Annotated in this window: 22 protein-coding genes and 1 pseudogene; 20 read left to right on the forward strand and 3 right to left on the reverse strand. The window is 56.3% G+C overall.

Annotation, left to right across the window (positions count from 1 at the left end; all coding sequences use genetic code 11):
- Positions 1–99 precede the first annotated feature (99 nt).
- From KQX66_RS16075 to KQX66_RS16110, 8 genes are all read left to right on the forward strand, one after another.
- Positions 100–1,707 (forward strand): helix-turn-helix domain-containing protein, encoded by a 1,608-nt coding sequence (locus tag KQX66_RS16075; protein ID WP_216793950.1) that lies wholly within the window; start codon positions 100–102, stop codon positions 1,705–1,707.
- Positions 1,708–1,743: 36 nt separating this feature from the next.
- Positions 1,744–2,400, forward strand: coding sequence for an HAD family hydrolase (locus tag KQX66_RS16080; RefSeq protein WP_216793857.1), 657 nt, complete (start codon positions 1,744–1,746; stop codon positions 2,398–2,400).
- Positions 2,391–2,867, forward strand: coding sequence for a GNAT family N-acetyltransferase (locus KQX66_RS16085; RefSeq protein WP_216793858.1), 477 nt, complete (start codon positions 2,391–2,393; stop codon positions 2,865–2,867). Before KQX66_RS16080 ends, KQX66_RS16085 begins: the two co-directional genes overlap by 10 nt.
- A gap of 112 nt (positions 2,868–2,979) precedes the next feature.
- Positions 2,980–3,219 (forward strand): thioredoxin family protein, encoded by a 240-nt coding sequence (locus KQX66_RS16090; RefSeq protein ID WP_216793859.1) that lies wholly within the window; start codon positions 2,980–2,982, stop codon positions 3,217–3,219.
- A gap of 115 nt (positions 3,220–3,334) precedes the next feature.
- A complete protein-coding gene (locus KQX66_RS16095; RefSeq protein ID WP_216793860.1) occupies positions 3,335–3,952 on the forward strand; it encodes a MarR family winged helix-turn-helix transcriptional regulator in 618 nt (205 codons plus the stop codon).
- Positions 3,953–4,004: 52 nt separating this feature from the next.
- Complete coding sequence (gene yqeK / locus KQX66_RS16100) at positions 4,005–4,634, forward strand: bis(5'-nucleosyl)-tetraphosphatase (symmetrical) YqeK (protein ID WP_216793861.1); 630 nt, start codon at positions 4,005–4,007, stop codon at positions 4,632–4,634.
- A gap of 87 nt (positions 4,635–4,721) precedes the next feature.
- The gene (locus tag KQX66_RS16105; protein WP_216793862.1) at positions 4,722–5,309 is read left to right on the forward strand and encodes a TetR/AcrR family transcriptional regulator; all 588 of its coding nucleotides are present in this window, start codon (positions 4,722–4,724) and stop codon (positions 5,307–5,309) included.
- Between the two features lie 23 nt (positions 5,310–5,332).
- On the forward strand, positions 5,333–6,040 hold the full coding sequence (locus tag KQX66_RS16110) for a DUF1361 domain-containing protein (RefSeq protein ID WP_216793863.1): 708 nt from the start codon (positions 5,333–5,335) through the stop codon (positions 6,038–6,040).
- An 89-nt stretch (positions 6,041–6,129) separates the two neighbouring features.
- Here KQX66_RS16110 and KQX66_RS16115 read toward each other — a convergent pair whose 3' ends face one another.
- The 3 genes from KQX66_RS16115 to KQX66_RS16125 form a co-directional block, all read right to left on the reverse strand.
- Positions 6,130–6,825, reverse strand: a complete 696-nt coding sequence (locus KQX66_RS16115) for a DUF1266 domain-containing protein (protein WP_216793864.1) — start codon at positions 6,823–6,825, stop codon at positions 6,130–6,132.
- Positions 6,818–9,400, reverse strand: coding sequence for a tetratricopeptide repeat protein (locus tag KQX66_RS16120; protein WP_216793865.1), 2,583 nt, complete (start codon positions 9,398–9,400; stop codon positions 6,818–6,820). The genes KQX66_RS16115 and KQX66_RS16120 overlap by 8 nt, the downstream gene beginning before the upstream one ends.
- A gap of 158 nt (positions 9,401–9,558) precedes the next feature.
- A complete protein-coding gene (locus KQX66_RS16125) occupies positions 9,559–10,662 on the reverse strand; it encodes a UDP-N-acetylmuramoyl-tripeptide--D-alanyl-D-alanine ligase (protein WP_216793866.1) in 1,104 nt (367 codons plus the stop codon).
- Between the two features lie 168 nt (positions 10,663–10,830).
- Between KQX66_RS16125 and KQX66_RS16130 the strand changes: the two genes are divergently transcribed.
- The 12 genes and pseudogenes from KQX66_RS16130 to KQX66_RS16185 all read left to right on the forward strand — a co-directional run.
- Positions 10,831–11,979, forward strand: a complete 1,149-nt coding sequence (locus KQX66_RS16130) for a pyridoxal phosphate-dependent aminotransferase (protein WP_216793867.1) — start codon at positions 10,831–10,833, stop codon at positions 11,977–11,979.
- Positions 11,976–12,935, forward strand: a complete 960-nt coding sequence (locus KQX66_RS16135) for a 2-hydroxyacid dehydrogenase (RefSeq protein WP_216793868.1) — start codon at positions 11,976–11,978, stop codon at positions 12,933–12,935. The genes KQX66_RS16130 and KQX66_RS16135 overlap by 4 nt, the downstream gene beginning before the upstream one ends.
- A gap of 87 nt (positions 12,936–13,022) precedes the next feature.
- Positions 13,023–14,108: a CapA family protein gene (locus tag KQX66_RS16140; RefSeq protein ID WP_216793869.1), complete on the forward strand. Its 1,086-nt coding sequence runs from the start codon at positions 13,023–13,025 to the stop codon at positions 14,106–14,108.
- 150 nt (positions 14,109–14,258) lie between these two features.
- Positions 14,259–15,032 carry a DeoR/GlpR family DNA-binding transcription regulator gene (locus tag KQX66_RS16145; protein WP_216793870.1) on the forward strand — a complete coding sequence of 258 codons (774 nt, stop codon included), beginning with the start codon at positions 14,259–14,261 and terminating at the stop codon, positions 15,030–15,032.
- 212 nt (positions 15,033–15,244) lie between these two features.
- Positions 15,245–16,570: an ABC transporter substrate-binding protein gene (locus KQX66_RS16150; protein ID WP_216793871.1), complete on the forward strand. Its 1,326-nt coding sequence runs from the start codon at positions 15,245–15,247 to the stop codon at positions 16,568–16,570.
- 79 nt (positions 16,571–16,649) lie between these two features.
- Positions 16,650–17,531: a carbohydrate ABC transporter permease gene (locus tag KQX66_RS16155; protein ID WP_216793872.1), complete on the forward strand. Its 882-nt coding sequence runs from the start codon at positions 16,650–16,652 to the stop codon at positions 17,529–17,531.
- The gene (locus KQX66_RS16160; protein ID WP_054971748.1) at positions 17,528–18,349 is read left to right on the forward strand and encodes a carbohydrate ABC transporter permease; all 822 of its coding nucleotides are present in this window, start codon (positions 17,528–17,530) and stop codon (positions 18,347–18,349) included. The genes KQX66_RS16155 and KQX66_RS16160 overlap by 4 nt, the downstream gene beginning before the upstream one ends.
- A 102-nt stretch (positions 18,350–18,451) precedes the next feature.
- Positions 18,452–20,206 carry a sensor histidine kinase gene (locus KQX66_RS16165; protein ID WP_216793873.1) on the forward strand — a complete coding sequence of 585 codons (1,755 nt, stop codon included), beginning with the start codon at positions 18,452–18,454 and terminating at the stop codon, positions 20,204–20,206.
- A complete protein-coding gene (locus tag KQX66_RS16170) occupies positions 20,181–21,845 on the forward strand; it encodes a response regulator transcription factor (protein ID WP_216793874.1) in 1,665 nt (554 codons plus the stop codon). The genes KQX66_RS16165 and KQX66_RS16170 overlap by 26 nt, the downstream gene beginning before the upstream one ends.
- Positions 21,829–22,935 (forward strand): alanine racemase, encoded by a 1,107-nt coding sequence (locus KQX66_RS16175; RefSeq protein ID WP_216793875.1) that lies wholly within the window; start codon positions 21,829–21,831, stop codon positions 22,933–22,935. The genes KQX66_RS16170 and KQX66_RS16175 overlap by 17 nt, the downstream gene beginning before the upstream one ends.
- Positions 22,936–22,961: 26 nt before the next feature.
- On the forward strand, positions 22,962–24,128 hold the full coding sequence (locus KQX66_RS16180; protein ID WP_216793876.1) for a M20 family metallopeptidase: 1,167 nt from the start codon (positions 22,962–22,964) through the stop codon (positions 24,126–24,128).
- A gap of 9 nt (positions 24,129–24,137) precedes the next feature.
- Positions 24,138–24,437 (forward strand): annotated as a pseudogene (locus tag KQX66_RS16185) (transposase); the annotation flags it as partial.
- Positions 24,438–24,649: the final 212 nt, after the last annotated feature.

The following is a 24,649-nucleotide window of genomic DNA, read 5'->3' on the forward strand; positions in this document are numbered from 1 at the left end:
TTCTTTTTTGATTTATACTCGAATTTGACTAGTGATAATGATTCTCAATTGAGGACGGTCGACATGCAGGAACAAGCGGGAGAAAGACCGGTGGATAAAATGTCGGACAAAGCGGTTCGTCCCGCTTTAACGTATCAAATGACGGATATCCGCTATCGTGCCGGTGCTTCGGATTGGCAGCTGGACGGCGGCGATCATACGATGCTGGTCGTGACGGGCGGAGACGGACGGATCGTGATCGACGGAGCGGGCTTCAAGCTGGAGCGGGGGAAGTGCTTTATTGCCGCGCCGGACATGACATGCAGCGTACTGTCAGGCCGGAATTGGCTTACCCTGTATGAGCTGGCCTTTGAGCTGCGGAGAAATGCCGAGGGCCAATTGCCGTCATCCGAAGCCTCCCCGGCGGGTGACCGGTTTCCTATTTTAGGCGAAGCCGCCTGCGCGCCTTTCTCCCAATGCATCGAGCTGGTCGAAGCGATTTACGCTAACCGTCATGCGGGAGACGGCCTAGAGCCGTTTTATAATCACGTCCGGTTTCTGGAGCTGCTTCGGTTTATATTTCAGCAAAACGGTTCCGCAGCGGCAGGCGGGAAGAGCCTGCGTCAGCAGGTGGAAAGCTCGATCGAGCAGGTACGGCGGCATTACAGCGAACCATGGACGGTAGAGCGGCTGGCTGCGGCAGCGGACGTTCCCCGTGGACAATATACGCGCATGTTCAAAGCGATTACGGGACAAATTCCGCTCGATTATTTGAACGGAATCCGCCTCGACCGTGCCAAGCAGCTGCTGCTGATGACGGACGACCGGCTCTTCGAGATTGCCCAGCATGTCGGCTATGCGAATGAGTACTATTTTGGCCGGAGGTTCAAACAAAGCGTCGGAATTTCGCCCGGGCAGTACCGCCGCAATCACCGGGACAACGTGCGGGTCGTTGCCCCGTTTCTCGAAGATTTTTTACTTGCCCTGGGCATAACGCCGGTCGTACAATGCTCTTACGCCGGATGGGGCAAGCAGGACTATTTGGGGCTGGACGAGGTTCCCGTCTTCGATCTTACGGCAGATGGTCTTGAAACGTTGTCCCGGCACCGGCCGGATTTGATTATGACGGACGGCGGGTTCGACAGGTGGATGACATCCGATCGATGCAACCGGCTGGCGCCGACCTACCAGTTGTCCCATCGGGGAGAAGACTGGCGTTCGATGCTGCGCACGATGGCAGAGCTGTTCGGGAAAACGGAAGCCGCCCGGAGCGTCATCGCAGCCTACGAAGACAAAGCAAGCGCGGCCAGAGCTTTATTGAGCCGACCGCTTCGGGGGCAGACGGTGGCCTGCCTTCGAATCTCGGCTGCACAAATCTGCATATATGCCGGAGCGGAGCACGGATACACGGGCCCCATATTGTACGGGGATCTGGGGCTGCGGCCGCATCCTCTCGTCCTCCAATTGACCGGCCATGCCCGGCGGATCCCCCTGACACGGGAGTGGTTGGCCCGGCTGGATACCGATCATCTGTTTGTCGCCTTCGACAAAAGTGAGTCGGTCGTTGAAGGACAGGAGAGGGAGCGACTCCGGGACGATCCGGTATGGCGGGCGCTCCCCGCGGTACGTAGCCGGTGCGTGTACGAGGTCGATTTTTTCAGTTGGATGAACTACGGCGTCATCTCTCACGGCAGGAAGATTGACGATGTGCTGCGGGTGCTTGCTTAAAATAACTTAAACTAAAACGGGAAGCGGGGAACTTCCATGCGCGACGGCCGCAAATGCAAAGGTATTATTTTCGATATGGACAATACGCTGCTGCAATCCCGCATCGATTTTGCGGCGATGAAGGAAGACATTTGCCGGCACTTGATTGGGCACGGCATGTTGACGGAGCGGTTCCCGCTCCATGAGCATACGACATCCACCATGCTCGAACATGCCAAGCAAGTCGGTATGGATCATGCTTTGTACCTCTCCTGTCTGAATATTGCGGAAAAGCATGAAGTACGCGGGATGGAAGGCGCGGGGCTGGAGAAAGGGGTGCCTGAGCTGATCGAATCGTTGCACGGCAAGCTCGTATTGGTCGTGGTCACGAACAACTCGCTTTCCGCCGCCCTGAAGGCGCTCGAAGTAACGGGTATCAAGTCGTATTTCGACTCCATTATCGGAAGAGAGCAGATGGAGGCGCTAAAGCCGTCTCCCTCCGGATTTATCTATGCCTTAAATCAATTCCGCACCATTGCGGCGGACGAATGGATATCGGTGGGAGATTCCTGGATCGACGGCAAAGCATCCGCCGGAGCCGGCATTCCGTTCATCAGCTACAGGACGAGCATGGAAGCAATGATGGATAAAGGGGTTAGGCCGATCGCGAGAATCGAGCATATTTCGGAGGTTCGGAATTTTATATGCGGATGAACATTAGGCTGAATGTGACGGAAGTGACCGAAGAGACGCAGGAGCAGGCAAGACGGATCGTTTGCGCGGGGCTGGAGGAAAGGTTCGGGGAATTGGACCCTTCCTATAACAAGGACCTCGACGATATCGTGAGTTGGTATGCCGGTCAGGGGCATCTTTTCTTGACGGGTGCGCTTGAGGGCCAAATGGTCTGTACGGGAGCTCTCATCCGGGAGGGGCGCGACGTCGGAAGAATCGCCAGAATGTCCGTGTGGAAGCCGTACCGGAGAAGAGGCATCGCGCGCTGCATGCTGCAGGAGCTGGAGCGGAGGGCGAGGCAGAAGGGCTATGCGAAGCTCGTGCTGGAAACGACGGCGGATTGGCTTGACGCCGTTCAATTTTATAAAGCCAACGGCTACGTAGAAGTTCAAAGAGACGAAGAGGAAGTGCATCTGGAAAAAGTTTTAGCGTACTATGCGGCGCGCTAACGATAGCTTCTCCCTATGCAAACGATAGAAAAATCGCAATTGATACTGCCGGCGGCAGTTTCTATACTAAATATGTAGCAATGCTACATAAACAAAAGAGGAGCTGATTGAAATGGCAAAAGCGGTATTTTATCATGCAGGGTGCAAGGTTTGTGTAAATGCGGAGCAGATGGTGCTGGACTACCTTGACCCATCCAAGGCGGCTGTCGAGATCGTGCACTTGGGCGAGCAGCGGAACCGCATTGCGGAAGCGGAAGGAGCGGGTGTCCAGTCGGTACCGGCGCTGGTGATTGACGGGAACGTGTTCCACATGAATTTCGGCGCAAGCCTGGAAGACGTGAAAAAAGGATGAATCAAAAGTGCAGGGTGTGTGCAGGCGCCCTGCACTTTTTGCGTAAGCTTTATATTCGCGGGACGAGCGGTTACAATGGAGGATAAGGCTAGAAAGGAATGGAAGGAAGAATCCAATGCGCTACGATCCCCAGCATCGGAAGGAGAACCGGGCTGCCCGAGTCAGTATGGCGCTTTTTCGAATGGCTCAGGCGGTCAAGAAAATCGGCCAGATGGAGAGCGATGATACCGGACTGTCTCCCGTGCAAATCCAGTCGTTAATGTTTACGGCGCATACGCGCGGCGATGTGGCATCGATCGGTAACCTTGCCGATCATCTCGGAACCACTCACGTGACGGCAGTCAAAATCGTCAACGGCCTGGTGGCCAAAGGGTTGATTGCCAAGTACGCGAAGCCCGAGGATCGCCGGATCACGCTGCTTCAATTGACTTCGCAAGGACAAGAAGCCGTATCCAAGCTTGACCGATGGGGAGAGGCCTTGGAGGAAACCGTCCAAAGCTTGCCGGAGGAAGCGCTGGCTTCATTGGAAACGGGACTCGGAGCGGTTCTATCCGCGCTTCAACGCGGCGGCCACCTTGTTGTGGCGGAGCCGTGCCTGGGCTGTGTTCATTTCAGACCGAACACCGGTCGGGACGAGACGCCGCACTACTGCAATTTGATTCGCAAATATTTGTCCCATGAAGCTACTCTTAAACAATGTCCGGAGCACAAGCCCTCGTTCTCTGCGCCGTAGCGGACGGTCGGCGGATGCCCGGTGTGAAGCAACCGTGAATGGAGGAAGAAGCATGCATCCTGTTTTGGCTGAACACACGAAACCATTTCCCCGAACGAATCGGCTTCGGGACGACGTCCAGAGCTTTCTAAGCTCGAACGGATGTGAGAAGACGGCGGAGCACTGTATGGACGTCGGGACGGAGGCGCGGCGCATCGCGCTGCGGTTCGGAGCCGATCCCGAGGCGGCGGAGACGGCCGGTTGGCTGCACGATATCAGCGCGGTCATTCCGAACGGGGATCGAATTGCGGTGTCGCGGGAGCTTGGCATTGAGGTGCTGCCGGAGGAAGAAGCGTTCCCGATGATCATTCATCAGAAGCTGTCGGTGGTCATGGCGCAGCAGCTATTTGGCATAACCGATACGGCGATTCTGGATGCGGTAGGCTGCCATACGACCTTGCGGGCGGGCTCCACCTTGCTCGATCAAGTGCTGTTCGTCGCGGATAAAGTCGCATGGGATCAGCCAGGTATACCGCCATATATCCACGAGCTGCAGGAGCAATTGAACCGCTCCCTTATTCATGGGGCGTTCGCTTACATCAACTACCTGTGGGAGCGAAAGCATACCTTGAAGGTCGTGCATCCGTGGCTGAAGGAAGCTACGAAGAGCTTCAGCATCGGGTATAGGAACGCAGCGATTTGACGGTAGACGCGTGACTGGTACATCATACGAAATAAGGCTTTTGGACAGGCAATATCTCATTTTATAGACATAAGGAGTTCGGGCGGAATGGCACGAAACAAAGGAGCCAAAGGGCAAGAAAGCCGGGCGAGGTTGCTGGCGGCGGCGGCGGAGCAGTTTGCCGGACTTGGCTTTTACGAGACGAAGATCAGCTCGATTGTCGCTCAGGCGGGGCTGACCCAGCCGTCGTTTTACCTTTATTTTGAAAGCAAAGAAGCGGTGTTCGAGGAATTGGTCGGCCACTTCCGGTCCAAGCTTCGGGAGTTGGTCGCGTCGAGCCGCCTGGAATCCGGGCTGCAGCCGGGCGAAGTGAATGCGCGGGTGCTCGGCGTGCTGGAGACGCTTTTTCGTTTTTTTACGGAAGACCCGCACTTGACGCGCATCGGATTGTTTCAGGCCCCGCAGGCCGGGAGCATTAAGGCGGAGCTGGCCGCTCTGATTCGCGACAACCTGCTCGAAGAACAGCGGTCCGGTTACTTTCGTTCGACCCTCGATATGGACGTCGTAGCGCAGTGCTTCGTAGGTACGCTTGAGCGGTTGACCTTTGCGTATTTGTCCGAAGGCGCGGGCAATCCGGAGCAGTTGGCCGCTCAGGTGGTCGAGCTGTTCATGCGCGGCATGCTGCCCGAAAAGTAAAATGGAATGCGAAGGAGGGCCGGATGAAAAAGCTGCATTCTGGAAAGTTTGTCCTCTCCATGGGACTGTTGTCTCTGATCTGCACGGCGCTTTATTATGCGTTCCGCAATAAGACGTATTTCGACTTCCTCTTGTGGAATTTGTTCCTCGCCTGGATTCCGCTGCTGCTTGCGGTCGCCGTGGCGGAGCTCGGAAAGCGGCTGGCTCCCGGATGGGTCCGCTCCGCGGTCGTCATCGTGCTGGGAGCGGCTTGGCTGCTGTTTTTCCCGAATGCGCCCTATATCGTTACGGATCTTATTCATTTAACGCTTCAGAAAGCTTGGTATGTCGAGGCTGGCCGGTGGACGTTCCGCTACTGGTATGATTTGCTGACGATGCTGCTGATCTCATGGAACGGATTTTTGCTTGGTGTCGGCTCCGCCTATTTGGTTCAATATCAGGTTATGAGAAGGTTCGGGGGCGCTGTTTCGTGGCTGTTTGTGGCTGCGGTGTCCATGCTGGGGGGCTACGGGATCTTGCTCGGACGCGAGTACCGGCTGAACAGCTGGGATGCGCTAACCGACGCGAAAGCGCTCTTGAGCCTCATCGGGGAAAGCTTGAACGGGCAGTCCGTGCTGTTCTGCTTGTTGTTCGGCGCGGTTATTCTGATCGTTCATGGAACGTTCTATGTTGTCATGAATGGGGGTTGGCACGCGGAAGACCGCGACTACCCTTCGACTTACCGCTTATGATACCGGCTTGCTGCGGCAAGGCGGTTTTTTTGCATGCGCGGGCGAAGAAGCCGGACGATGGCGCCCGGCCTTGGCTCGCAGATGGGGAATTATGCCAACGGGCCTGCCGGCTGCCCGGCGGTCTCTTCGAGCGGCATCTCCCACTCCAGCCGGTTCCACAGGCTGTCGGCATTCAGGAGCAGGCTGCGGACATAGCCCGCCATTTTCTGCGCGCTTGCCGCCGTGGGCTGCGCCCACCAAAATTGCCTTCCGGCCAAATAGGCGGTTCCGTATTCGCGCCAGCCGGAATACGACTGCTGAGCAGCGGCAATGATCGGTTTCACAAGCTCAAGCGATTGCTCCTGCGAGATGTAGCCCATGACAGCGCCTTTGCGGCTCAAATACGCATATCTGCCCAAGTCCCAGGCGGCGATCCCCGCAGCCGGGAGCCGGTTCATGTACGCTTTTACAATTTGATGCTTTCGGTACCCTCCCGTCGTTTTCGGGATCGAGTCGATATATTTCGTTTGTTCGGCTTCAGACAATGCGGACAGAAAGGACCGGATCTGATTGAACGACTCGCGATGCCCCTCTTCGGCCAGCCACTCAAGATTTTTCCTTAAATCGTCCGCATTCTCGATCCCCCAGTCCCGTTTAAAAGACTGCTTATGCATTTCGATATTTTTTGCGGATTCCCATTCGTCATCGTCTCCGGGATCGAGCCCGTTCATTTTGTATAACACGGCGCATAACGAGATACTCCATAGTTCGGTCAGGTTGGATCCGCTTTGACTATCCCTATTCATCTTCTTCATCCCCATCCTCATCTTCATCCAGCATAAAATGCAAGGCGTGCACGTCGCCCACATCCTGATGCTTCAGGAAAAGCGTCCTAGGAATGCGGAACTTCTTTTTGATGCCGAAGAGCCCCCAAAGCGACTTTTTATCAGCCGATTCTTGCAGCCGGTTATAAAACAACCGGTACTCCTCGTTATCCGGATCTTCCTGACAAGCCTGCAGGGCGTAGGACAACGCTTCCGCCATCCGTTCCAGCTTGACGTGCGCCATGCTTAAGTAAATGCTGACGGTTTTTCTTTCTCCAAGCTCATGCGCGCGTTTCAAGCTCTCGATGCTTTCCGCATACTTTCCCTCGTGGTAATAAGCCACCCCGGAGTATAGCCAAATCAAGGAATCATAAGAAGGGTCGTCGCTGCAATTCGCAAAATAAGTTTTCACCAGTTCGGGGACATGTTCCCATAAATCCGTGTTGATCATAAACTTGAGGCGTTCCAGCTGCGCCCATGTATCGTTCGGCCAGCCAGCGGCAAGACGGCGGATAAAGGCAGTCATTTGCTTGCCTGTCGTCAATTTCCATTCCTTCAGAAGGTAATACAGCGCCAATTGGGTCGGATAATAATCGTCCTTAAACAATTCCGCCGCTTCGAAATAGATTTCCTTCGCCTTGGCCTCATCTCCCATGGCACGGTAAATATCGCCCTCGATCATATAGCCGATTGCATCGTCGGGATGAGCCCGTTTATATGTACAGATCGCTTCAAGAGCGGCCGTGTAATCGCGATTCAGAAAACACGCGCCGGCCACATAATAGTAGGAATCCTCCTCATGATTCCAAGCCATCTCGGTTTCAAAGCATGTAATCGCTTCGGGATATTGGCCCAGACGCAAATGCAGCATCCCTTTCCGGAACCACGCTTCGTCAAAATCATATTCATGCTCCACCACCACGGCATGGTCGTTAAGAGCTTCCCTGTTGTTATTCAAATGATAGTGGCAGAGGCCTCTGACGGAATAATAATGCCAGTTGGTCGGATCGATGGCGATCGCGCGATCGGCGAACCCGATCCCTTCGTGCCACTGCTTCTCCTTCAGGCAGATGCTCGCCAAATGACCGAGAACGGCAGCGTCATACTCGTTCATCCGCAGCGCCGCAGACAGGTCGCGGACCGCAAGCTTCGTGTTCTTCGCTTTCAGGTAAGCTATACCTCGATGAACGAGGATTTCGTAGCCGTTGACGCCTTCGCTCTGCGCTGCGGTCCATGCTTTTTCGAATAATTCGGAGGCCTTGTTCTTCAATCGCCGTTTGAATGACGCACGAGCCCATAGCAAATACATGTCGGAGTTCAATGCCGTCAAAGTCTGAATAGTGTCAAACACCTTGCAGCAGGGGTCAAACTGTTCCAAATCAAAGTAAATTTGGGCCAGCGCAAATTGCAGCTCGGCCTGTTCGGGCGAAAGGATCAATTCCGTGCGTATTTTGCCTGCAAGCTGCTTGTTCACATCCATCAGCCGGATACGGGAATCGAGGTCGAACGGATGCTGTGCGACGGTGAGCTCCAGAACCGCTTTGGCTTCGGGCAACCGGTCATAGGCTGCGTAACAGCGTGCCAGTCCGCTGAGGGCTTGCAGATCGTCAGGCATATGCGACAAAAGATGCTGGTAATCGGAGAACGCCTGTCTTAGATTTCCCCCTTCCAGCGACAGGGCGGCGCGGTGGATAAATCCGTCCAGATCTGCGGGATGGAGTTCGATCAAGCGGCTGTAAGTCTGGAGCGCATGCTCCAAGTCGCCTGTGCGAACATAAAAATTGCCGATCAACCGGAGCAGGTCCGGGTCATCCGCGAACAAATCCCGGGCCGCGGCCAGATACGGCTCGGCATCCTCGAGATTGTTCTGCATCAGCGCATGCTGGGCCGCGTTCCGGTATCCGATAAATGCGTCATAATCAATTGTTTCCGGAATAAACTCGTAGCGCAGCTCCCAGGGCTTGGTGACTTCCATCAACAAATAACCGACGAAATCTTCCGGGTAGCGTTTAGTTAATTCCCTTTCCTGACTTGTCCAACAGAAATGCTCGTCCAGCAGTGCCCAAACCGGCTTGGGCAGGTGGTTATGCTCGGCCAGAAAAGCTAACAGCCGTTCGTGCAAAGCGGCCTTTACATTCATATTCCAGAGCTCTTCTTGAGCAAACAGCTCTCTCCATAAGCTTACGTCGATCCGCGTCGGCAGATTGGCGTATAAAGCTTCGATCCGCTTCATCGTCTCTTCGACAAACGAGTGGGAGGGAGAGGAAGCTGCCGGATCGCCATCAACCCATGAAGCGGGTTCGCGATCCGGCGTGTCCGGTTGAACCGGTTCGTCCTGCGGATCGCTTGCCGGTTCCGTGGAGTCGGGCCGCAACGGCTGCTGCGCTTCCTTGAGATATTTCGCTTCATTCAGCGCTTGTTCGTACGCTTCCCGCAAACGTTGGAAACCGTCCGGATCGTCTTCGGGATGGTAGACCTTTAGTTTCCTGGCATAGGCGCGTTTAATGACGCTGACTTCAAGTGTGGGGGAAATTCCTAGTAATTCCCAAATGTTCATTTCAGAGTCCTTTACCTTTCCTTGATGTCGAGGATGTCGAGAAAACTTTCCAAATGTTTTCAGTTTTTAATCTATTATAATATCGGCGCCTCTCTAAAAAATATTAGATTATTTTACAAAAAAAAGGTCCCGGGCACCGGGACTTGCCGTAGCTGTCTTTATGACTGCTTGCCGGATAAGCTGCGTTTCAGGAAGGAAACAGTTTTCTCCAGCTTTAATAAGTGGGTGCCCTTGACCAGGATTGCGGTATCCGGCTTGATCGTTCCGGCAAGCGCTTGATGAAGCTGCGGTCGGGATGCGAAGCTGCGGATGCGGGTTGCGGGGAAGCCCGCTTTTTTGGCGCCCGCCGCGATGTGCCGTGCGAGCTTTCCGACCGTGTAGAGCCGGGTGAGTCGTTTTCGGGCGGCATATTTTCCAACCTCATCGTGAGCGCGGACAGCGTATTTGCCCATGTCCTTCATATAGCCGATGATAGCGATTTTGTGCTTTCGGTTTACCGAGGCGAGCGTGTCGAGGGCAGCCTGGGTCGCATCGGGATTGGAGCTGAACGTATCGTCGATCAAGGTGATTCGCCTCGGCAGCTCCGTTCGGACCAATCGGCGGTACGGAATCGGATACTTCGCCAACCCCTTGCGGATTTCGCCCGCCGTGAATCCCAAGCTGTGCGTAATCGCGATCGCGTTCAGAGCATTGTACACGTTATGGACCCCGAGACACGGAATGAAAAATCGCTCCTCTTTCCCGTTCAGCCGAACCCGGAAGGCAATTCCCCGGCCCAAGAACCGGATGCCGCGCGCCTTGTAATGGGCTTTGTTGCGGATGCCAACCTTCAGCAGCTTTCCTTGAAATCCTTTGACGGACAGCAGTCTGGAATTCGCGTTATCCGCATTCAGGACGAGCGTTCCGCTCTTCCGCATGTGCCGGATCAGCTCCGATTTCGCGGCCGCGATGCCTTGGACCCGGTGCCCGACATTGCCGATATGGGCCGTTCCGACATTGGTAATCACGCTGTAGCCCGGTTTGATCAAGCGGCAATGCTCGCGAATATGCCCTTTGCGGAGCATCCCGAATTCGAGGACGGCCGCCCGGTGACGGGCACGAATCTGCTTGGCGTACTTGCGCGTGCTAGGCGGCAAATTCCAGTTCGACGCCGATTTGAAAATGGTCCATCGTCTCCGCAGGATGGAAGCGATCATTTCTTTTGTGGTCGTTTTTCCCGCGCTGCCTGTCACAGCGATGACGGGAATGTTCCGAGCCGGCATGCAAATCCCACCTTTTCACAGCGAATATATGCTTTAGTCTACGCCCGGTGTAAACGGATGGAGTGGGTATACCAGGAAAAATGGGCGTTTGTACGAGTCCGGCGGGCGGGATCACCCATATGGTGTAAGATGACTAACCCTTGAATCTGTAAGTGGAGAGTGAGACGAGTGAAATCATTAGTGCGGATGCCGAATCTGACGAGGTATGAATCGATCGGCATCAATCAGCTGTTCAACGTAGCCGATGGCCATGCCCATCAGCCCCAAACGGATACGCAGCGCCAAATTATCGGGCGGCTGCCCGACTTGTTCGATCAGGCCGAAGCGGCAAGGCAGGCGGAGTTGGAGGACGAGTTCCGCCGTCTGTTCTACACCTTGGCCGGACAGCCGACCGCCGCCGGTCTTACCCGGACACTGTTCTGTTACTCGGCTTCGCTGTCGACCGACTTGATCGCTACTTTTTTGGCTTCGCGGGGGTTGACGACCGCGCTGCTGCATCCCTGCTTCGACAATCTGGCGACACTGCTGCAAAGAAGAAACGTAGCCTTGACGCCGCTGCATGAGGAGGGGCTCAGGCTCGACCGGATGGAAGAGACGTTCGCAGGGCTTGCGGCGGATGCGGTGTTCGTTACGCTTCCCAACAACCCGACGGGCTTCGAGCTGTCGCGGGAACAATGGGAGAGGCTTGTTGCGCTGTGTGGTGATTATGACAAGCTGCTTATCGTTGACTGCACGTTCCGATTTTTTTCAAGAATGCCTTTATGGGATCAGTACGAGCTGCTGGAGAGGTCAAACATCAGCTATTTGATGGTGGAGGATACGGGAAAGACATGGCCGACCCAAGATCTGAAATGCAGCATTCTCGCGATGAGCGAAGATTTGGCCGATGACGTGCTTGAGCTACACAACGATATTTTGCTGAACGTTTCGCCGTTTATCCTGCAGCTGCTGATCGAATATTTGAAGGATACCGCGCGGCACGGATTGCAGTCCGTCGTATGGGACACGATTGACCGGAACCGCCGGACGCTGCGGGAAGTTATTCGCTCCTCCGGGCTTCTCTTGAACAATCCGGCTTCGACGATCAGCGTCGAATGGCTCCGCATAACCGACCCCAACGTCCGCAGCTTGGACATGGTGGACCGTCTGCAGCGGCTGGGGCTCGGGATTTTGCCGGGGGACCATTTCTACTGGCACGACCACGGAGAGGGGGAGCGCTATATCCGGATTGCGCTTGCCCGATGTCCGGATATGTTCGCGGAGGCCTGCAAAATTTTGCAATCGGCATTCATGACGAACGGGATGGATACGACATGAGAATCATTTATCTGGATCAACCGACTTACCTGCCGGACCATTTCGTGCAGGAGATGGAGAAGCTCGGAGAATTTGAAGTTTATTATGACCGGCCGGACGTAACGACTGCCGTTCTACGATTGTCAAAAGCGGACATTGCGATTGTGGAGTGGACGCGGCTTCGGGAATTGGCGTTCGGGAAGCTGCAGAGGCTGAAACATATCGCTCTCGTCATGACCGGATACGATCTGGTCGATATCGAGGCAGCGGGAGCCGCAGGAATTTCGGTGTCGAACTGCCCGACCTATTCGGCGCAAGCGGTGGCGGAGCATGTGTTTGCGCTCCTGCTCGCGGTCAATCGGCGCATCCTCCGGGCGGATCGCCTTGTTCGACAGGGAGAAAGCCATATATATGGCCCTTTCCTCGCAGGCGAACTGGCAGGCCGAACGTTAGGGCTGATCGGCACGGGCCGCATCGGGCAGGCGGTGGCGCGGATCGCCCGGGGCTTCAGGATGCATGTGATCGGCGCGAACCGGTCCGGAAGGAGTGTGCCTGGAGTGGAAACGGTGGATATCCATGAGGTGATGCGGCGAAGCGACGTCGTCTCGCTGCATGTGCCGTTCCATGCCAGGACGAAAGGCATGATCACCTCGGAGCTGTTGTCTTCGATGAAAAGGACGGCCCTGTTCATCAACACGAGCCGGGGCGGTCTGGTGGACGAGGAAGCGTTGTTCGCCCTGCTTCGGGACGGAAAAATCGCCGGCGCGGGCCTTGACGACCTGGTGCAGGTGGCCGGCAACCCCTTGTATAAGCTCGATAACGTTGTATTTACGCCCGGCACGGCGTGGTATACGGATACCGCCCGGGAAGCCAATATGAAGGAATTGCTGGATAACATCCGGGGATATATAAGCGGAACGCCGCGCAATATCGTGAATGAGGAGTTTCTGGCCTCGAAGAGGCCGGAAAGCGAATGATCGCGTGTTGTCTCGGCTGAACCAATCCGGAGGCATTGCATATAGTGAATGGAGAATTTTAAGCCCAGCTATAGTGAGGACGATTGCATGTCGCGCGAGATTATCATTGCCGCTGTTGGCGATCTTTTGATGAAGCCGCTGCTGATTCGGCTGATGCGTACAGGTGACGGACAAAGGGACTCCGCCGGCCATAAAAGGGGGCTTTATGACTTCGGGCAGGCGTTTGAACCGGTTGCCCGCTTTCTGCAGGATGCGCATCTGACGATCGGCAATCTCGAGACCACCTTCGCCGGGGGACCGGACGACGGCTACACGAAGACGAAGCGCAATCCGAAGAACGGCTGCCCGTCCTTCAATTGTCCGGATGCCTTCGCCTCCGCGCTGAAGGCGGCCGGCTTCAATGTGCTTGCTACGGCAAATAACCATTGCATGGACTATGGCATCCGCGGGCTCAGACGGACGCTCGAAGTGCTCGACAAGAACGGGATCGCCCACGTCGGAACGTTCCGGAACCGGCAAGAATCCCGATCGCTCTTTGTTCAAGAGGTCGAGGGGGTTCGTATCGGCATTTTAGCCTATACGCGAGATACGAACGGGATTCCGGTTCCGAAGAGCCAGCCGGCCGGCGTCAAGAAGATTGTCCGTACAAGTATGAAGAAGGACCTGAAACGGTTGCGGGCCGTCGCGGATTTCATCATTGTGTACGTGCATTGCGGCTACGAATATCACCAAAGTCCGGCCGTCCCCCAGAAAGAGCTGGTCCGGTTTTTGTTTCGTCAGGGGGCCGATGTGGTGCTTGGATCGCATCCGCATGTTCTTCAACCGGCCGTGTGCCGCACGGTGAAAGACATCGACGGCCGGACGCGAGACCGGTTCGCGATTTATTCGCTGGGCAACTTTATTTCCACCCGGCTGCACGGCAAGGATGCCGCCTTAACCGGGTTGATCGTCCGTATCAAAATCCGCAAAACATCCCGCGGTTCCGTCCGGCTCGCAGGAGTCGAGTACATCCCGACATGGGTATGCATTGCGAGGAATGGCGGGCAAAAAAAGTGCCGGATTGTGCCGCTTCGGCAGGCCCTCTCCAAGCCCGAGCCCTTTTTTGCCGGGCAGCTGGACCGGATGAAACGGGCCTACCGCAGCACGCTTCGCATGTATAACCCGGAGAAGTAAGCCGCCACCGGGCTCCATTGCCCTGTCCGGCAGTCCGATATGCCCGGCCGCTTCTGCCGTTTGACATCCCCCCAGCGGCACGTTACCATAAAACAATAAACAACACAAACATTCAACAATAAGCATGAATCAAAGAAGGGCGGGGCGGCGGTGTCATTAACGTTCGAGGAACGCAAGAAAACGATTATGGGGCGGCTGCTGCAGGACGAAAAAGTGCAGGTGCATGCGCTGGCCGAGCAGCTGAACGTGTCGCCGGAAACGATCCGGCGGGATCTGGACAGGCTGGAGAAGGAAGGCCTGCTCAAAAAAGTGTACGGCGGTGCGGTCAAAACCCGCATGGATAGCTGGGAGCCGCCGTTCATCCAGCGGGAGCAAATGAACAACGACGCCAAGACGTCCATTGCCAGGCTGGCGGCTTCGCTGATCAAAGAAGGCGAGACGATCATGATCGACAACGGAACGACGACGATGGAGATCGTCCGTCATTTGCAGAACCGGCCCGACGTGACCGTCGTGACCCATTCCGTACCGGTGCTGCTGCTGGCGATGGAGCTGTTCAAGGGCCGGATTATTTTTGCCGGCGGCGCGGTCAACGTGAATCAGCAATCCGTCGGGGGAACGCTGACCGAAGCGATGCTGCAGCAGTTCAAAGTGCACAAAGCGTTCATTTCCGTCGGTGGCATCTCGCTCGTCGAAGGGATTACGGACTATGACTTGAACGAAGCGGGCGTCTCGCGCAAAATGATCGAGCGGGCCGAAGAATCGATCGTCCTGGCCGACCATTCGAAATTCGGCAAAACGACATTCGCCAACATCGCGGCGCTGCAGGACATTTCGATGATTATCACCGACAGGGAATGTCCGGCCGACTGGATTCATCAGCTGAGAGAGAAGGGCATCGAGATCCTTATTGCGGAGGACTAAACGTAGGATCGTGCGGAACCTGGAGCGAGCGGCCGGCTTGCTCTATTTTTGTTGCGGCAACTTGTTGAACCTGCGTTATGAATGCTTAATCTGCGTTATTTCAACATCGGGGGAAATCGTTTAGGCTTGAGCTATAGCGGGAACAACTTATTATGATAGCGCTTACGAACGAATCCCGCCGCCATGTACATTATGAGGGAGGTCGAAATATCATGAACCAAACCATGAATCGCGCGCTGAAAACCGGACTCGTCTCCGTCCTGTCGGCGGGTCTGCTTGCCGCCTGCGGCGGCGAAGCGAAACCGGGCGAGGTCAAGCAGGGACAAAGCGCGGACAAGCCTTTCGCAGGGCAAAAGCTGTCGATCGTCACCGCCAACCACCCTTGGGGAGACGCGATCAAAGAGCTGCTTCCGCAATTCGAAGCGAGCACCGGGATGAAGGTGGACGTGCAGAGCTTTTTCGAGGACCAGTTGGCGCAAAAGCTGACCGTACAGCTGACGGCTGCGTCGGAGACGCCGGACGTATTCATGATGAGCCCGCTCCAGCAAGCGCGGATGTTCGTCAAGAACGACTGGATTGCCCCGCTTGACGATTACCTGAAAAAGGACGCCGCCTACGATTTCAACGACTTTTCCAAAGCGTCCGTCAGCTCCAATACGGTCAACGAAAAGCTGTACGGCATACCGATTATTACGGAGCAGCACATCTTGTACTACCGCAAGGACCTGCTGGAAAAAGCGGGCATCCCCGTTCCGAAAACGATGGACGAGCTGCTCGCCGCCGCCAAAAAGCTCCACGATCCGAAGAACGAATTGTACGGCTTCGCCGCCCGCGGGCAGCGTTCTCCGCTCGTCTCGCAAATCTCGTCGTTCATGTACTCCGAAGGGGGCGACTTTATGAACGGCGACAAGGCGACCGTCAACACGCCGGAAGCGATCAAAGGCATGACCACCTATGCCACGCTGCTGAAAGACTTCGGCCCTCCCGGAGTGCTCAACATGTCTTGGCCGCAAGCAATCGGCGTGTTCGCGCAGGGCAAGGCCGCTTTCTTCGCGGACGCGAATTCGCTCTTCAAGAACACAACCGATCCGGAAAAATCGAAGGTCGCCGACAAGGTCGGCTTCGCCAGCTTCCCGGCGGGCAAGGAAGGTTCGAAGCCGTTCAACGTTACTTCCTGGAGCCTGGCGATGAATGCCAAATCCAAGAAAAAAGACGCCGCATGGGCCTTCATCCAATGGGCGACGAGCAAAGAGACCGTGACGGCCACCCAGAAAAAAGGAAATCCTGGGGCGCGCATGTCGGTATGGAACAGTCCGGAAGGCATCACCGCCTTCCCGAAAGAGCTTGCCGAAGTGACCAAGGAAACGCAAAAAGGCGGCGTCGACCATTCCGTGCCGTCCGTCGACAAGGTCAGCGAGGCGCGGGACATCATCGGGGCCATCGTTCAGAAGGCGATTACCGGCGAAGACATCAAAGCTGCTGCCGAGCAGGCGAACAAGGAGTTTCAAGCCCTGATTGACAAGGAGAGAGGAAAATAAGCGTGCGGAATGGAGGATGCGCCTATTTGGCGGGCGCATCCTTTTTGCTTGACAAGTCGAAGTGGAGGAGATGATGCATATGCCGACGAACTGGTTCGACCGGAACCTGAAATGGATTTACACGATGCCCGCCGTTTTGTTCGTCCTGCTGATGATGGTTTTCCCTATTTTGTACACGTTCCGCATCAGCTTCTACGAATGGAGCATGTCGTCGGCGACGCCGCCGAAATGGGTGGGGCTTGCCAATTATACAACGCTGCTTTCCGACTCCCGGTTCTGGCAGGCAGTTCAAAATACGTTCGTGTTCTCGGCCGGCGCGCTGATTTTTGAAACGGTGCTCGGCGTCGCGATCGCCATGCTGCTGTACCGCGATTTTCGCGGCAAAAATTTCGTCAAAACGTTGTTTCTGCTGCCGATGGTGGCGACGCCCGTCGCGATGGGGCTCGTCTGGGTGCTGATTTACGAGCCGTCCATCGGCCTCGCCAACCATGTGCTTAAGGCGTTCGGTCTGGAGCCGCAGCTCTGGATCGCATCGCCGACGCAGGCGATTCCTTCGCTTATCGTGATCGACGTCTGGGAATGGACGCCGATGATCGCGCTCATCGTGATGGCCGGGCTGTCGACACTTCCATCGGAGCCTTATGAAGCCGCCGATGTGGACGGGGCAACGGCCTGGCAAAAATTCGTTCATCTTACGCTGCCGATGCTGCGCCCGACGATTATGGTCGCCTTTATGCTGCGTCTGATCGACGTGCTCAAGACGTTCGACATCATTTACTCCACGACGCAGGGCGGCCCGAACATGAAGTCCGAAACGCTGAACATTTACGGCTATACGCTCGGCTTTCAGTATTTCAAGCTTGGGCTGGCCTCGTCGCTGCTGGTCGTATTTTTCGCGCTTGTGATGGGATTCACGCTGCTGCTGATCTGGTTCCGCAAACGTCTGGAGGGAGCGACATGAAGAAGAAAAAACAAAAGATCACCAATGCCGTCTTATCGGGACTGACGCTGCTCGTCGTGCTCGTGTTCTCGTTCCCGTTCATCTGGATGCTGCTCGCTTCCTTCAAGACGCAGTCGCAGATCATGTCGACCGGCCAATTTTTCGTCTTCGAGCCTACCGGCAAAAATTATGCAAGCGTATTCGGTCAATACGATTTCTTGATCTTCATCTGGAACAGCTTCTTCGTTGCGGCGGGCTCGACGATCGGCTCGCTTCTTCTGGGACTGCCTGCGGCTTACGCGATCGCCCGCTACCGCCTGCAGGGACTCGGCCTTGTCATTCTTGTCGCGCGAATCATTCCCGGCATTACGTTCCTGATTCCGTGGTTTATCATTTTTTCGAAGCTGGGTCTCGTTGACAGCTTTACGTCGCTCATTTTAAGCCATATGCTGGTAGGACTGCCCTTTATCATCTGGATCATGATATCATTCTTTGAGGGGCTTCCGACCGAAATCGAGGAGGCCGGGCTGATCGACGGCTGCACCCGTTCCCAAGTGTTCCGGCGCGTCGTGCTTCCGATCTCGGGGCCTGGCATTATTACCTCTTCGCTGCTATCCTTTATTTTTTCATGGAACAATTTTATGTTCTCGATCATTCTGGCCGGCGATCGTACGAAAACGCTTCCCGTCGCCGTCTACAACTTCATGTCCTACTCCGAAATCAATTGGGGGGCTCTCATGGCCGCAGCCTGCATCATTACGCTGCCCGTACTGATTATTGCGCTGCTTGCGCAGCGGTATATCGTCAGCGGCCTGTCGGCGGGGGCGGTGAAAGGGTAATACCTGCGGGGAACGGCCAGGGCGGAGAACGGCGCTTTTATCGTTATGGTTGGGAATCGGATGGCTGGCGCATACTACAATTCCGCAAGGAGCAGTGACATCATGACGGGAAAGCCAACGATATTCACCAAGGTATTAGTGCTCATTGCATTGCTGCTTACGCCCGTGCTTTTTCTCTACATTTACACCAATCAAGTCAGCGTGAACGTCGTGCGGGAAGAAATTCAGTCGTCGAGTCTCAACCGACTGTCCTTTTTCCTGCAGCAGTTTGATTCGACGGTCGAACAGCTTGCGATGCTTCCCATTATTCTGAATTCGGACCCTTACCTGCGCGAATTTGTCGACCGCAGATCGGACAAGCCATACGATAAGCTGAAGGAACAGACCCGCCTGATGCAAAAAATCAGCCTGCAGAGCGTTTCCGCCGCCTGGACGAACGATTTGACGGTTTATTTGCCCAAAGACCAGCTTGTCATATCTTCCAATATATTTAAGTCCTATGACCCCAGGGATATCGACAAATTCGCACCGCTTAAAAGCTGGACTTACGACGGGACCGTACGGGGCGACGCCCGGACGCCGGGGGCCCGCTTCACCCGCCAGATCGTCGATCCGCTTGGGGCAACCGATCCATCCGCGATCCAGGCGATGATTCAGGTCAGCTTTCCGGTTGCCAACATCTCCGCCATGCTCGATCAGGTGAAAACGGGCGGCAAAGGCGATCCGTTTTTGTACCGGGGCGGCTTTGGCCCGATCGGCAGCGCCACGCTGAACGACGGCTCCGTGCAGGCCATCGTTCATATGCTGGAAGGACAATCGCTGGAAGAAAGCGGTCACTTCGTCGCGACGGTCGCCGGTCGGCAGGTTGCCGTCTACTATGTCAAGTCGAGACAGCTTGGCTGGTACCTGGTCGATTACGTGCCCGTCGACAGCATTTTGGCGCCGATCCGCAAGACGAATCTGCTGTTCTACACAGCGCTCGGCTTGCTGCTAGGCATGAGCTGTTTGGCCGCTTATTTGCTTTACCGGAACGTCCAGAAGCCGATCGGCAAGCTGCTGAACGGCGTGCGGCTGCTCAAGAAGGGAGACTTGTCCGCACGCATCCGTTACCGGCCTAACAACGAATTCGACTTCCTGATCGACCGGTTTAACGAGATGGCCGAACAGATTCAAGATTTGGTGCAGCGGGTATACGCCGAGAAAATCCGGCTTCACGAAGCGACGCTCAAGCAGCTTCAGGCGCAGATCAATCCGCATTTTTTGTATAACAGCCTGTTCTTTATCGTCAATACCGCGATGCTGGAGGATACGAGGTCGGTCGTGGCGATGGCGCACAATCTTGCCGAATATTACCGCTACACCACGCGTATGGAAAACCGGACGGCGGCGCTTGGCGAAGAAATGAAGCTCGTGGCCAATTACTTGACCATTCACAATCTGCGGCTCGGACGGCTTCACTGCGAGCTGGACGTCCCGGAGACGATGCTGGCGCTGCATATCCCGCGCTTGCTGCTGCAGCCGATTGTGGAGAATGCCATCGTTCACGGCATCGAGAACAAGCCGGGGGAAGCCGTCATCCGGGTATCCGGAAGCGTATGCGAAGGCTCGTGCCAGATCGTCGTGGACGACAACGGCCTCGGCATGACGGATGAGGCGATCACCCGTATAGAGCAGCAGCTTGCGCTGCCGCAGGAGGCCTCATCGGGCTTCGGGATGTGGAACGTGCACCAGCGCTTGCGTTACGTCTTCGGCGAAGGCGCAGGGCTCAAGCTTTCGCACAGTCCGCTCGGCGGGCTGCGCGTCACGTTGACATGGGGGAGGGATTCGGAGCATGGCGCAGCTATTGATCGTGGATGACGAGGCCCACGTGGTGGAACGTCTCGCCGAGCTCGTCCCATGGGAGCGAATCGGCATCGCCGCCGTGCATAAGGCCTATTCGGCGTTCGAAGCGCTCGATCTGCTGAATGCGCATGCGTTCGACATCGTCATTTCGGATATCCGGATGCCGGGAATGTCTGGCCTTGAGCTTTCCCGGCAGGTGCGGGACAAATGGCCCAAAACAAAATGCATCCTGCTGTCGGGCTACGCCGAGTTCGAATATGCCAAGGAAGCGATTGCCAACGGTACCGCAAGCTATTTGCTCAAGCCGGTAACCGACGAAGAGCTGCTGGACACGGTTTCAGGCGTTCTGGAGACGGTTCGGGAGGAATGGAACGCGGTAATTTCCCAGGAGCGGATCGCCCGGACGCTGCGCGAAAACTTGCCGCAGCTGCGGAGCACGCTGCTTGGCGAGCTGCTCCTTGGCAAACGCTACGCCGAGGCCGACCTCCGGGACAAAATGGAGATGCTCGGCGTGCCCGATTTGTTCGGGAAGCCGGTTTCGCTGCTGCTCGTCCGTCTCGAAAAGCCGTTCTACGGCTACGATCCGCGGGGCCTTGCGCTCGTAGAATACGCGGCGGGCAATATCGCCGGGGAGTTATTCGCGCCGGGCTTTCAGCTTTGGGCCGGCAAAGACACGTACGATTATCTGGTATTCGCCGTATCGCCGGAAGCTGGCGAAGGGGAGGAGGAGCGGCAGCAGGCGCTCGAACGTGCGGCCGAGCAATTGCAGGAGGCGATCCACGCCTATCTGAAAGGCGAAGCAACGATTGTCATCAGCCGGGAAGGAACGTTCCCCGGCGATGTGGCTGCGCTGTACGACGGCACGTTGTCTGCTTTGCGGAGAAGGGTCGGGAACGAGCAGGACCTGATTCTGACTGCGGCGGACGGGCTGCCCGCACGGACGGAGCTGCGCTCCCTCGCATCGCTGTACGAGCTTCCGTCGCTTGCGCAGCTGCTTGAGGCCGGCCAATGGGATGCGGCGGAACAGCGGATCGAGCGTATTTTCGGCGAGCTGCAGTCGAGGAGCGGCTGCATTCAGGAGCTGCTGCTCGAAGCTTATTTCGCCATCGCCTCGGCAGTGTCTTCCTATGCGCATAAGAACGGCCGGCCGCTCTCCGGGCTGATCGGGCCGGGCTACGACCAATTGCTGCAGGGCGTGCCGTACCGTTCCATCCGGCATCTGCAGGATTGGTCGGTGGCGCTCATGAACAGCCTGCGCTGCGAAACCGAAAGCGAAACAAAGCGCTCGCGGGCGAAGCTGATCGCCGATGTCCGGCAGTTCGTCGAGCGGCGGCTGGCGGAGGATGTTTCTTTGACGGCGATAGCCGAGCATGTGTATATGCATCCGGTTTATATTTCCAAAATTTACAAACGGGAAACCGGCGAAAACGTAAGCGATTACGTCCATCGGCTCCGCATGGAGAAGGCGGTCCATCTGCTGCTGCACACCCCTGGCAAAATTTACGAAATTGCAGCGGACGTCGGCTATCAGCGGGCGCATTCGTTTATCAACGTATTTAAAAAGCATACGGGACTGACGCCCCAGGAATACCGGGACAAGTATGCTTCCCCACAATCGGATTACGAGGTGAAACGTCATGACACAACAACCTGAAGCGCTTTATCCGGCTACGCCGTATGCGTTCGTCGACCTCGACACGGTCGAGCGGAATATCCGGCGAATGTCCGACAAGCTGGCTCTATACAGGATCAAGCACCGGCCTCATATCAAAACGCACAAATCATTGCGCTTCGCGGGCATGCAGCTCGCTGCCGGAGCGGTCGGCATTACCGTGGCGAAGCTTTCGGAAGCAGAAACGTTCGCGGAATTGGGCATCGACGATATTTTGATCGCCTTCCCCGTCATCGGAGAGCGCAACCTTGAACGGCTGGAGCGGCTGCACCGCCGGATTACCGTTGCGGTAACCGTCGACAGCTGGGAAGGGGCGGTTGGCCTCTCCGCCGTCGGGGTCCGATCCGGGAAGCCGGTGCCCGTCCTGATCGAGCTGGACGGCGGACTGCATCGCGGCGGCCGGCAGCCGGGCAAGGATATTGTCGATTTCGCCGTGCGGCTCCGTGAACTGCCGGGCATCGACATCGAAGGCGTGATGGCTTATTTCGGGCTGATCTACCGGAGCGGGGACCCGGGTGCGGTTGCCGCTGCGGTGCAGGCCGAATCGGAGACGCTTGGCCGGGTCGTTGCGGATTTGCGCCAAGCGGGCTTTGCGGTCAACACGATCAGCTCAGGCTCCACGCCCACCGCCAAAATGTGCGAGCATGCCGCGGGCGTGACGGAGGTGCGGGCAGGCAACTATATTTTCAACGACGTATCGGCCGTCCAAATGGGGCTTGCGGAGGAAGCGGATTGCGCGCTGCGGGTCGCGGCTACCGTCGTCAGCTTGCCGCTGCCGGGCATGGCGACGATCGACGCGGGAACCAAGGCGCTGACGAGCGATCGGGCGCACCATGGTGACGGCTTCGGCATCGTCGTCGGGAAGCCGGACGTTACGATCGCCGCGCTCAACGAAGAGCACGGCATGCTGCGGTTCGATCCGGATAAGGTGTCCCTGTCCATCGGCGAGCGGATCGACATTATTCCGAACCATTCGTGCGTCATTCCGAATTTGAACGATGCGATTTACGGCGTACGCAGCGGCATCGTGACAGAACAAATTAAGGTCGATGCCCGCGGCTGTAATTATTAACGCGAAGGATCGGAGGGAGCCGCAAGATGAGAGTAAAAATAGACGAGCAGCGCGTTGCCCGGCTGCTGCAGGATTTGGTGCGGATTCCGAGCGTTAATCCGGGCTTCGACGGCGGCGTGCCGGAGCGGGAGATGGCCGACTATGTCGAGGCTTTTTTCACGCGTCTCGGACTGAAGGCCGAACGCAGGGAAGTGCGTCCGGACCGGCCGAATGTGATCGGCATCCTGCCTGGGATTGCCGACGATGCGCCCGCTCTCCTGCTGGAGGCCCATATGGATACGGTGCAGACCGCAAACATGACCATCGATCCGATCGGCGCGGAAATACGCGATGGCAAGCTCTATGGCCGCGGCGCCTGCGACACGAAGGCGTCGCTGGCAGCGATGCTGGCCGCTATGGAGTGGTTCGCCGAGAACGGCGTGAAGCCGCCTGTGCCGGTTCATCTGGCAGCGACCGTCGACGAGGAGGTTAACTATCTCGGCGTAGTGGACGTGCTGGAGGCGGGACACGATTATGCCGCCGCCATTGTCGGGGAGCCGACCGGACTTCAGACGGTTGTCGCGCACAAGGGCGTCGTCCGCTGTGAGATCGAGACGGTGGGCGTCTCCGCCCATTCCGCGAAGCCAGAGGAAGGCGTCAACGCGATCAGCGGCATGATGAAGGTCGTCGCCCATATCGAAGGGGCGATGCAAGCCCGGCTGCGCCGTGCTGCGCACCCGCTTGTCGGTCCGGCGACGCTTGCCGTGACGCAGATTCAAGGCGGCGTGGCGCCGAACACGATTCCGGAGCGATGCGTGATCCGGATCGATCGCCGGACGATCCCCGGCGAGGATAGCGAGCAAGTATGGCGCGAGATCCGGGCGGAGATGGAGCAGCTGGCGGCGGAGGACGGCGGGCTGAGCGTCATCGTTCATCCTGCTTTTGTGCTGGATTACGCGATGGATACAAGCCCTGACAGCGAGATTGTGAGGCTTGTGGCTTCGGCAGCTGCGAGGAAAATTGGCGAAGCGTGCACGCTCGGCGTGCCATACGGCACGGATGCAAGCAAGCTGGCCCGGGCAGGCATTCCTTCGGTCGTATTCGGACCGGGCTCCATCGAGCAAGCGCACACGAAGGACGAATGGGTGGAGCTGAAGCAGGTGGTGCTGGCGGCTGAAATCATTGCGGAGACGATGCTGGAATTTGGGAAATAACGCTTGGAATTTGCCAAGGGAAAAATCTTGCCCATTGTAGTGCCGAAACTGTATCAAAGAAACGGAAAGTATAAAGGAAAGCAACGATTTATTTGTAAATCCTGTAATAAGACTTTTACTGACTTCACAAACTCTGCCACTTACAAAAGCAAGAAAACATTAGATAGATGGCTTAAATACGCTAAATGTATGATTGCAGGTTATTCCATTACAGAAAAGAGAGGTATCTCTAACGAACAGATTTGCATTGCTACTGCTATTGATAGACAGGGTAATCTAATTATGGAGTTACTATGCAGAGGTAGAATCATGAATTAGCTTCCTCGCTACTCGACATGGGTAAAATAGACCGCGATTTTATATGGAGGGGCGAGCATGATAAGCTAGTTAGCATCGCGAAGTCCTTATGCTTCTCGGCTTTCGCGAGATAATCATGCCCGCAGAGGCTCCATGTCAAATCGCTCTATTAGCCAAGAAAACGTAAATTTACCCACGAATAGAGCGAAGAGCCATGAATTATT

The sequence above is a fragment of the Paenibacillus oleatilyticus genome (assembly GCF_018998565.1).
Taxonomy (GTDB): domain Bacteria; phylum Bacillota; class Bacilli; order Paenibacillales; family NBRC-103111; genus Paenibacillus_G; species Paenibacillus_G oleatilyticus.

What these genes read in the sequence shown, in the direction of transcription:
- KQX66_RS16135 (WP_216793868.1), top strand. Translation starts at nt 11,976, where the DNA reads ATGAGAATCATTTATCTGGATCAACCGACTTACCTGCCGGACCATTTC.
- KQX66_RS16165 (WP_216793873.1), top strand. Translation starts at nt 18,452, where the DNA reads ATGACGGGAAAGCCAACGATATTCACCAAGGTATTAGTGCTCATTGCA.
- KQX66_RS16180 (WP_216793876.1), top strand. Translation starts at nt 22,962, where the DNA reads ATGAGAGTAAAAATAGACGAGCAGCGCGTTGCCCGGCTGCTGCAGGAT.
- KQX66_RS16120 (WP_216793865.1), bottom strand. Translation starts at nt 9,400, where the DNA reads ATGAACATTTGGGAATTACTAGGAATTTCCCCCACACTTGAAGTCAGC.
- KQX66_RS16080 (WP_216793857.1), top strand. Translation starts at nt 1,744, where the DNA reads ATGCGCGACGGCCGCAAATGCAAAGGTATTATTTTCGATATGGACAAT.
- KQX66_RS16175 (WP_216793875.1), top strand. Translation starts at nt 21,829, where the DNA reads ATGACACAACAACCTGAAGCGCTTTATCCGGCTACGCCGTATGCGTTC.
- KQX66_RS16150 (WP_216793871.1), top strand. Translation starts at nt 15,245, where the DNA reads ATGAACCAAACCATGAATCGCGCGCTGAAAACCGGACTCGTCTCCGTC.
- KQX66_RS16155 (WP_216793872.1), top strand. Translation starts at nt 16,650, where the DNA reads ATGCCGACGAACTGGTTCGACCGGAACCTGAAATGGATTTACACGATG.
- KQX66_RS16085 (WP_216793858.1), top strand. Translation starts at nt 2,391, where the DNA reads ATGCGGATGAACATTAGGCTGAATGTGACGGAAGTGACCGAAGAGACG.
- KQX66_RS16090 (WP_216793859.1), top strand. Translation starts at nt 2,980, where the DNA reads ATGGCAAAAGCGGTATTTTATCATGCAGGGTGCAAGGTTTGTGTAAAT.
- KQX66_RS16110 (WP_216793863.1), top strand. Translation starts at nt 5,333, where the DNA reads ATGAAAAAGCTGCATTCTGGAAAGTTTGTCCTCTCCATGGGACTGTTG.
- KQX66_RS16095 (WP_216793860.1), top strand. Translation starts at nt 3,335, where the DNA reads ATGCGCTACGATCCCCAGCATCGGAAGGAGAACCGGGCTGCCCGAGTC.
- KQX66_RS16075 (WP_216793950.1), top strand. Translation starts at nt 100, where the DNA reads ATGTCGGACAAAGCGGTTCGTCCCGCTTTAACGTATCAAATGACGGAT.
- KQX66_RS16125 (WP_216793866.1), bottom strand. Translation starts at nt 10,662, where the DNA reads ATGCCGGCTCGGAACATTCCCGTCATCGCTGTGACAGGCAGCGCGGGA.
- KQX66_RS16140 (WP_216793869.1), top strand. Translation starts at nt 13,023, where the DNA reads ATGTCGCGCGAGATTATCATTGCCGCTGTTGGCGATCTTTTGATGAAG.
- KQX66_RS16105 (WP_216793862.1), top strand. Translation starts at nt 4,722, where the DNA reads ATGGCACGAAACAAAGGAGCCAAAGGGCAAGAAAGCCGGGCGAGGTTG.
- KQX66_RS16160 (WP_054971748.1), top strand. Translation starts at nt 17,528, where the DNA reads ATGAAGAAGAAAAAACAAAAGATCACCAATGCCGTCTTATCGGGACTG.
- yqeK (WP_216793861.1), top strand. Translation starts at nt 4,005, where the DNA reads ATGCATCCTGTTTTGGCTGAACACACGAAACCATTTCCCCGAACGAAT.
- KQX66_RS16170 (WP_216793874.1), top strand. Translation starts at nt 20,181, where the DNA reads ATGGCGCAGCTATTGATCGTGGATGACGAGGCCCACGTGGTGGAACGT.
- KQX66_RS16115 (WP_216793864.1), bottom strand. Translation starts at nt 6,825, where the DNA reads ATGAATAGGGATAGTCAAAGCGGATCCAACCTGACCGAACTATGGAGT.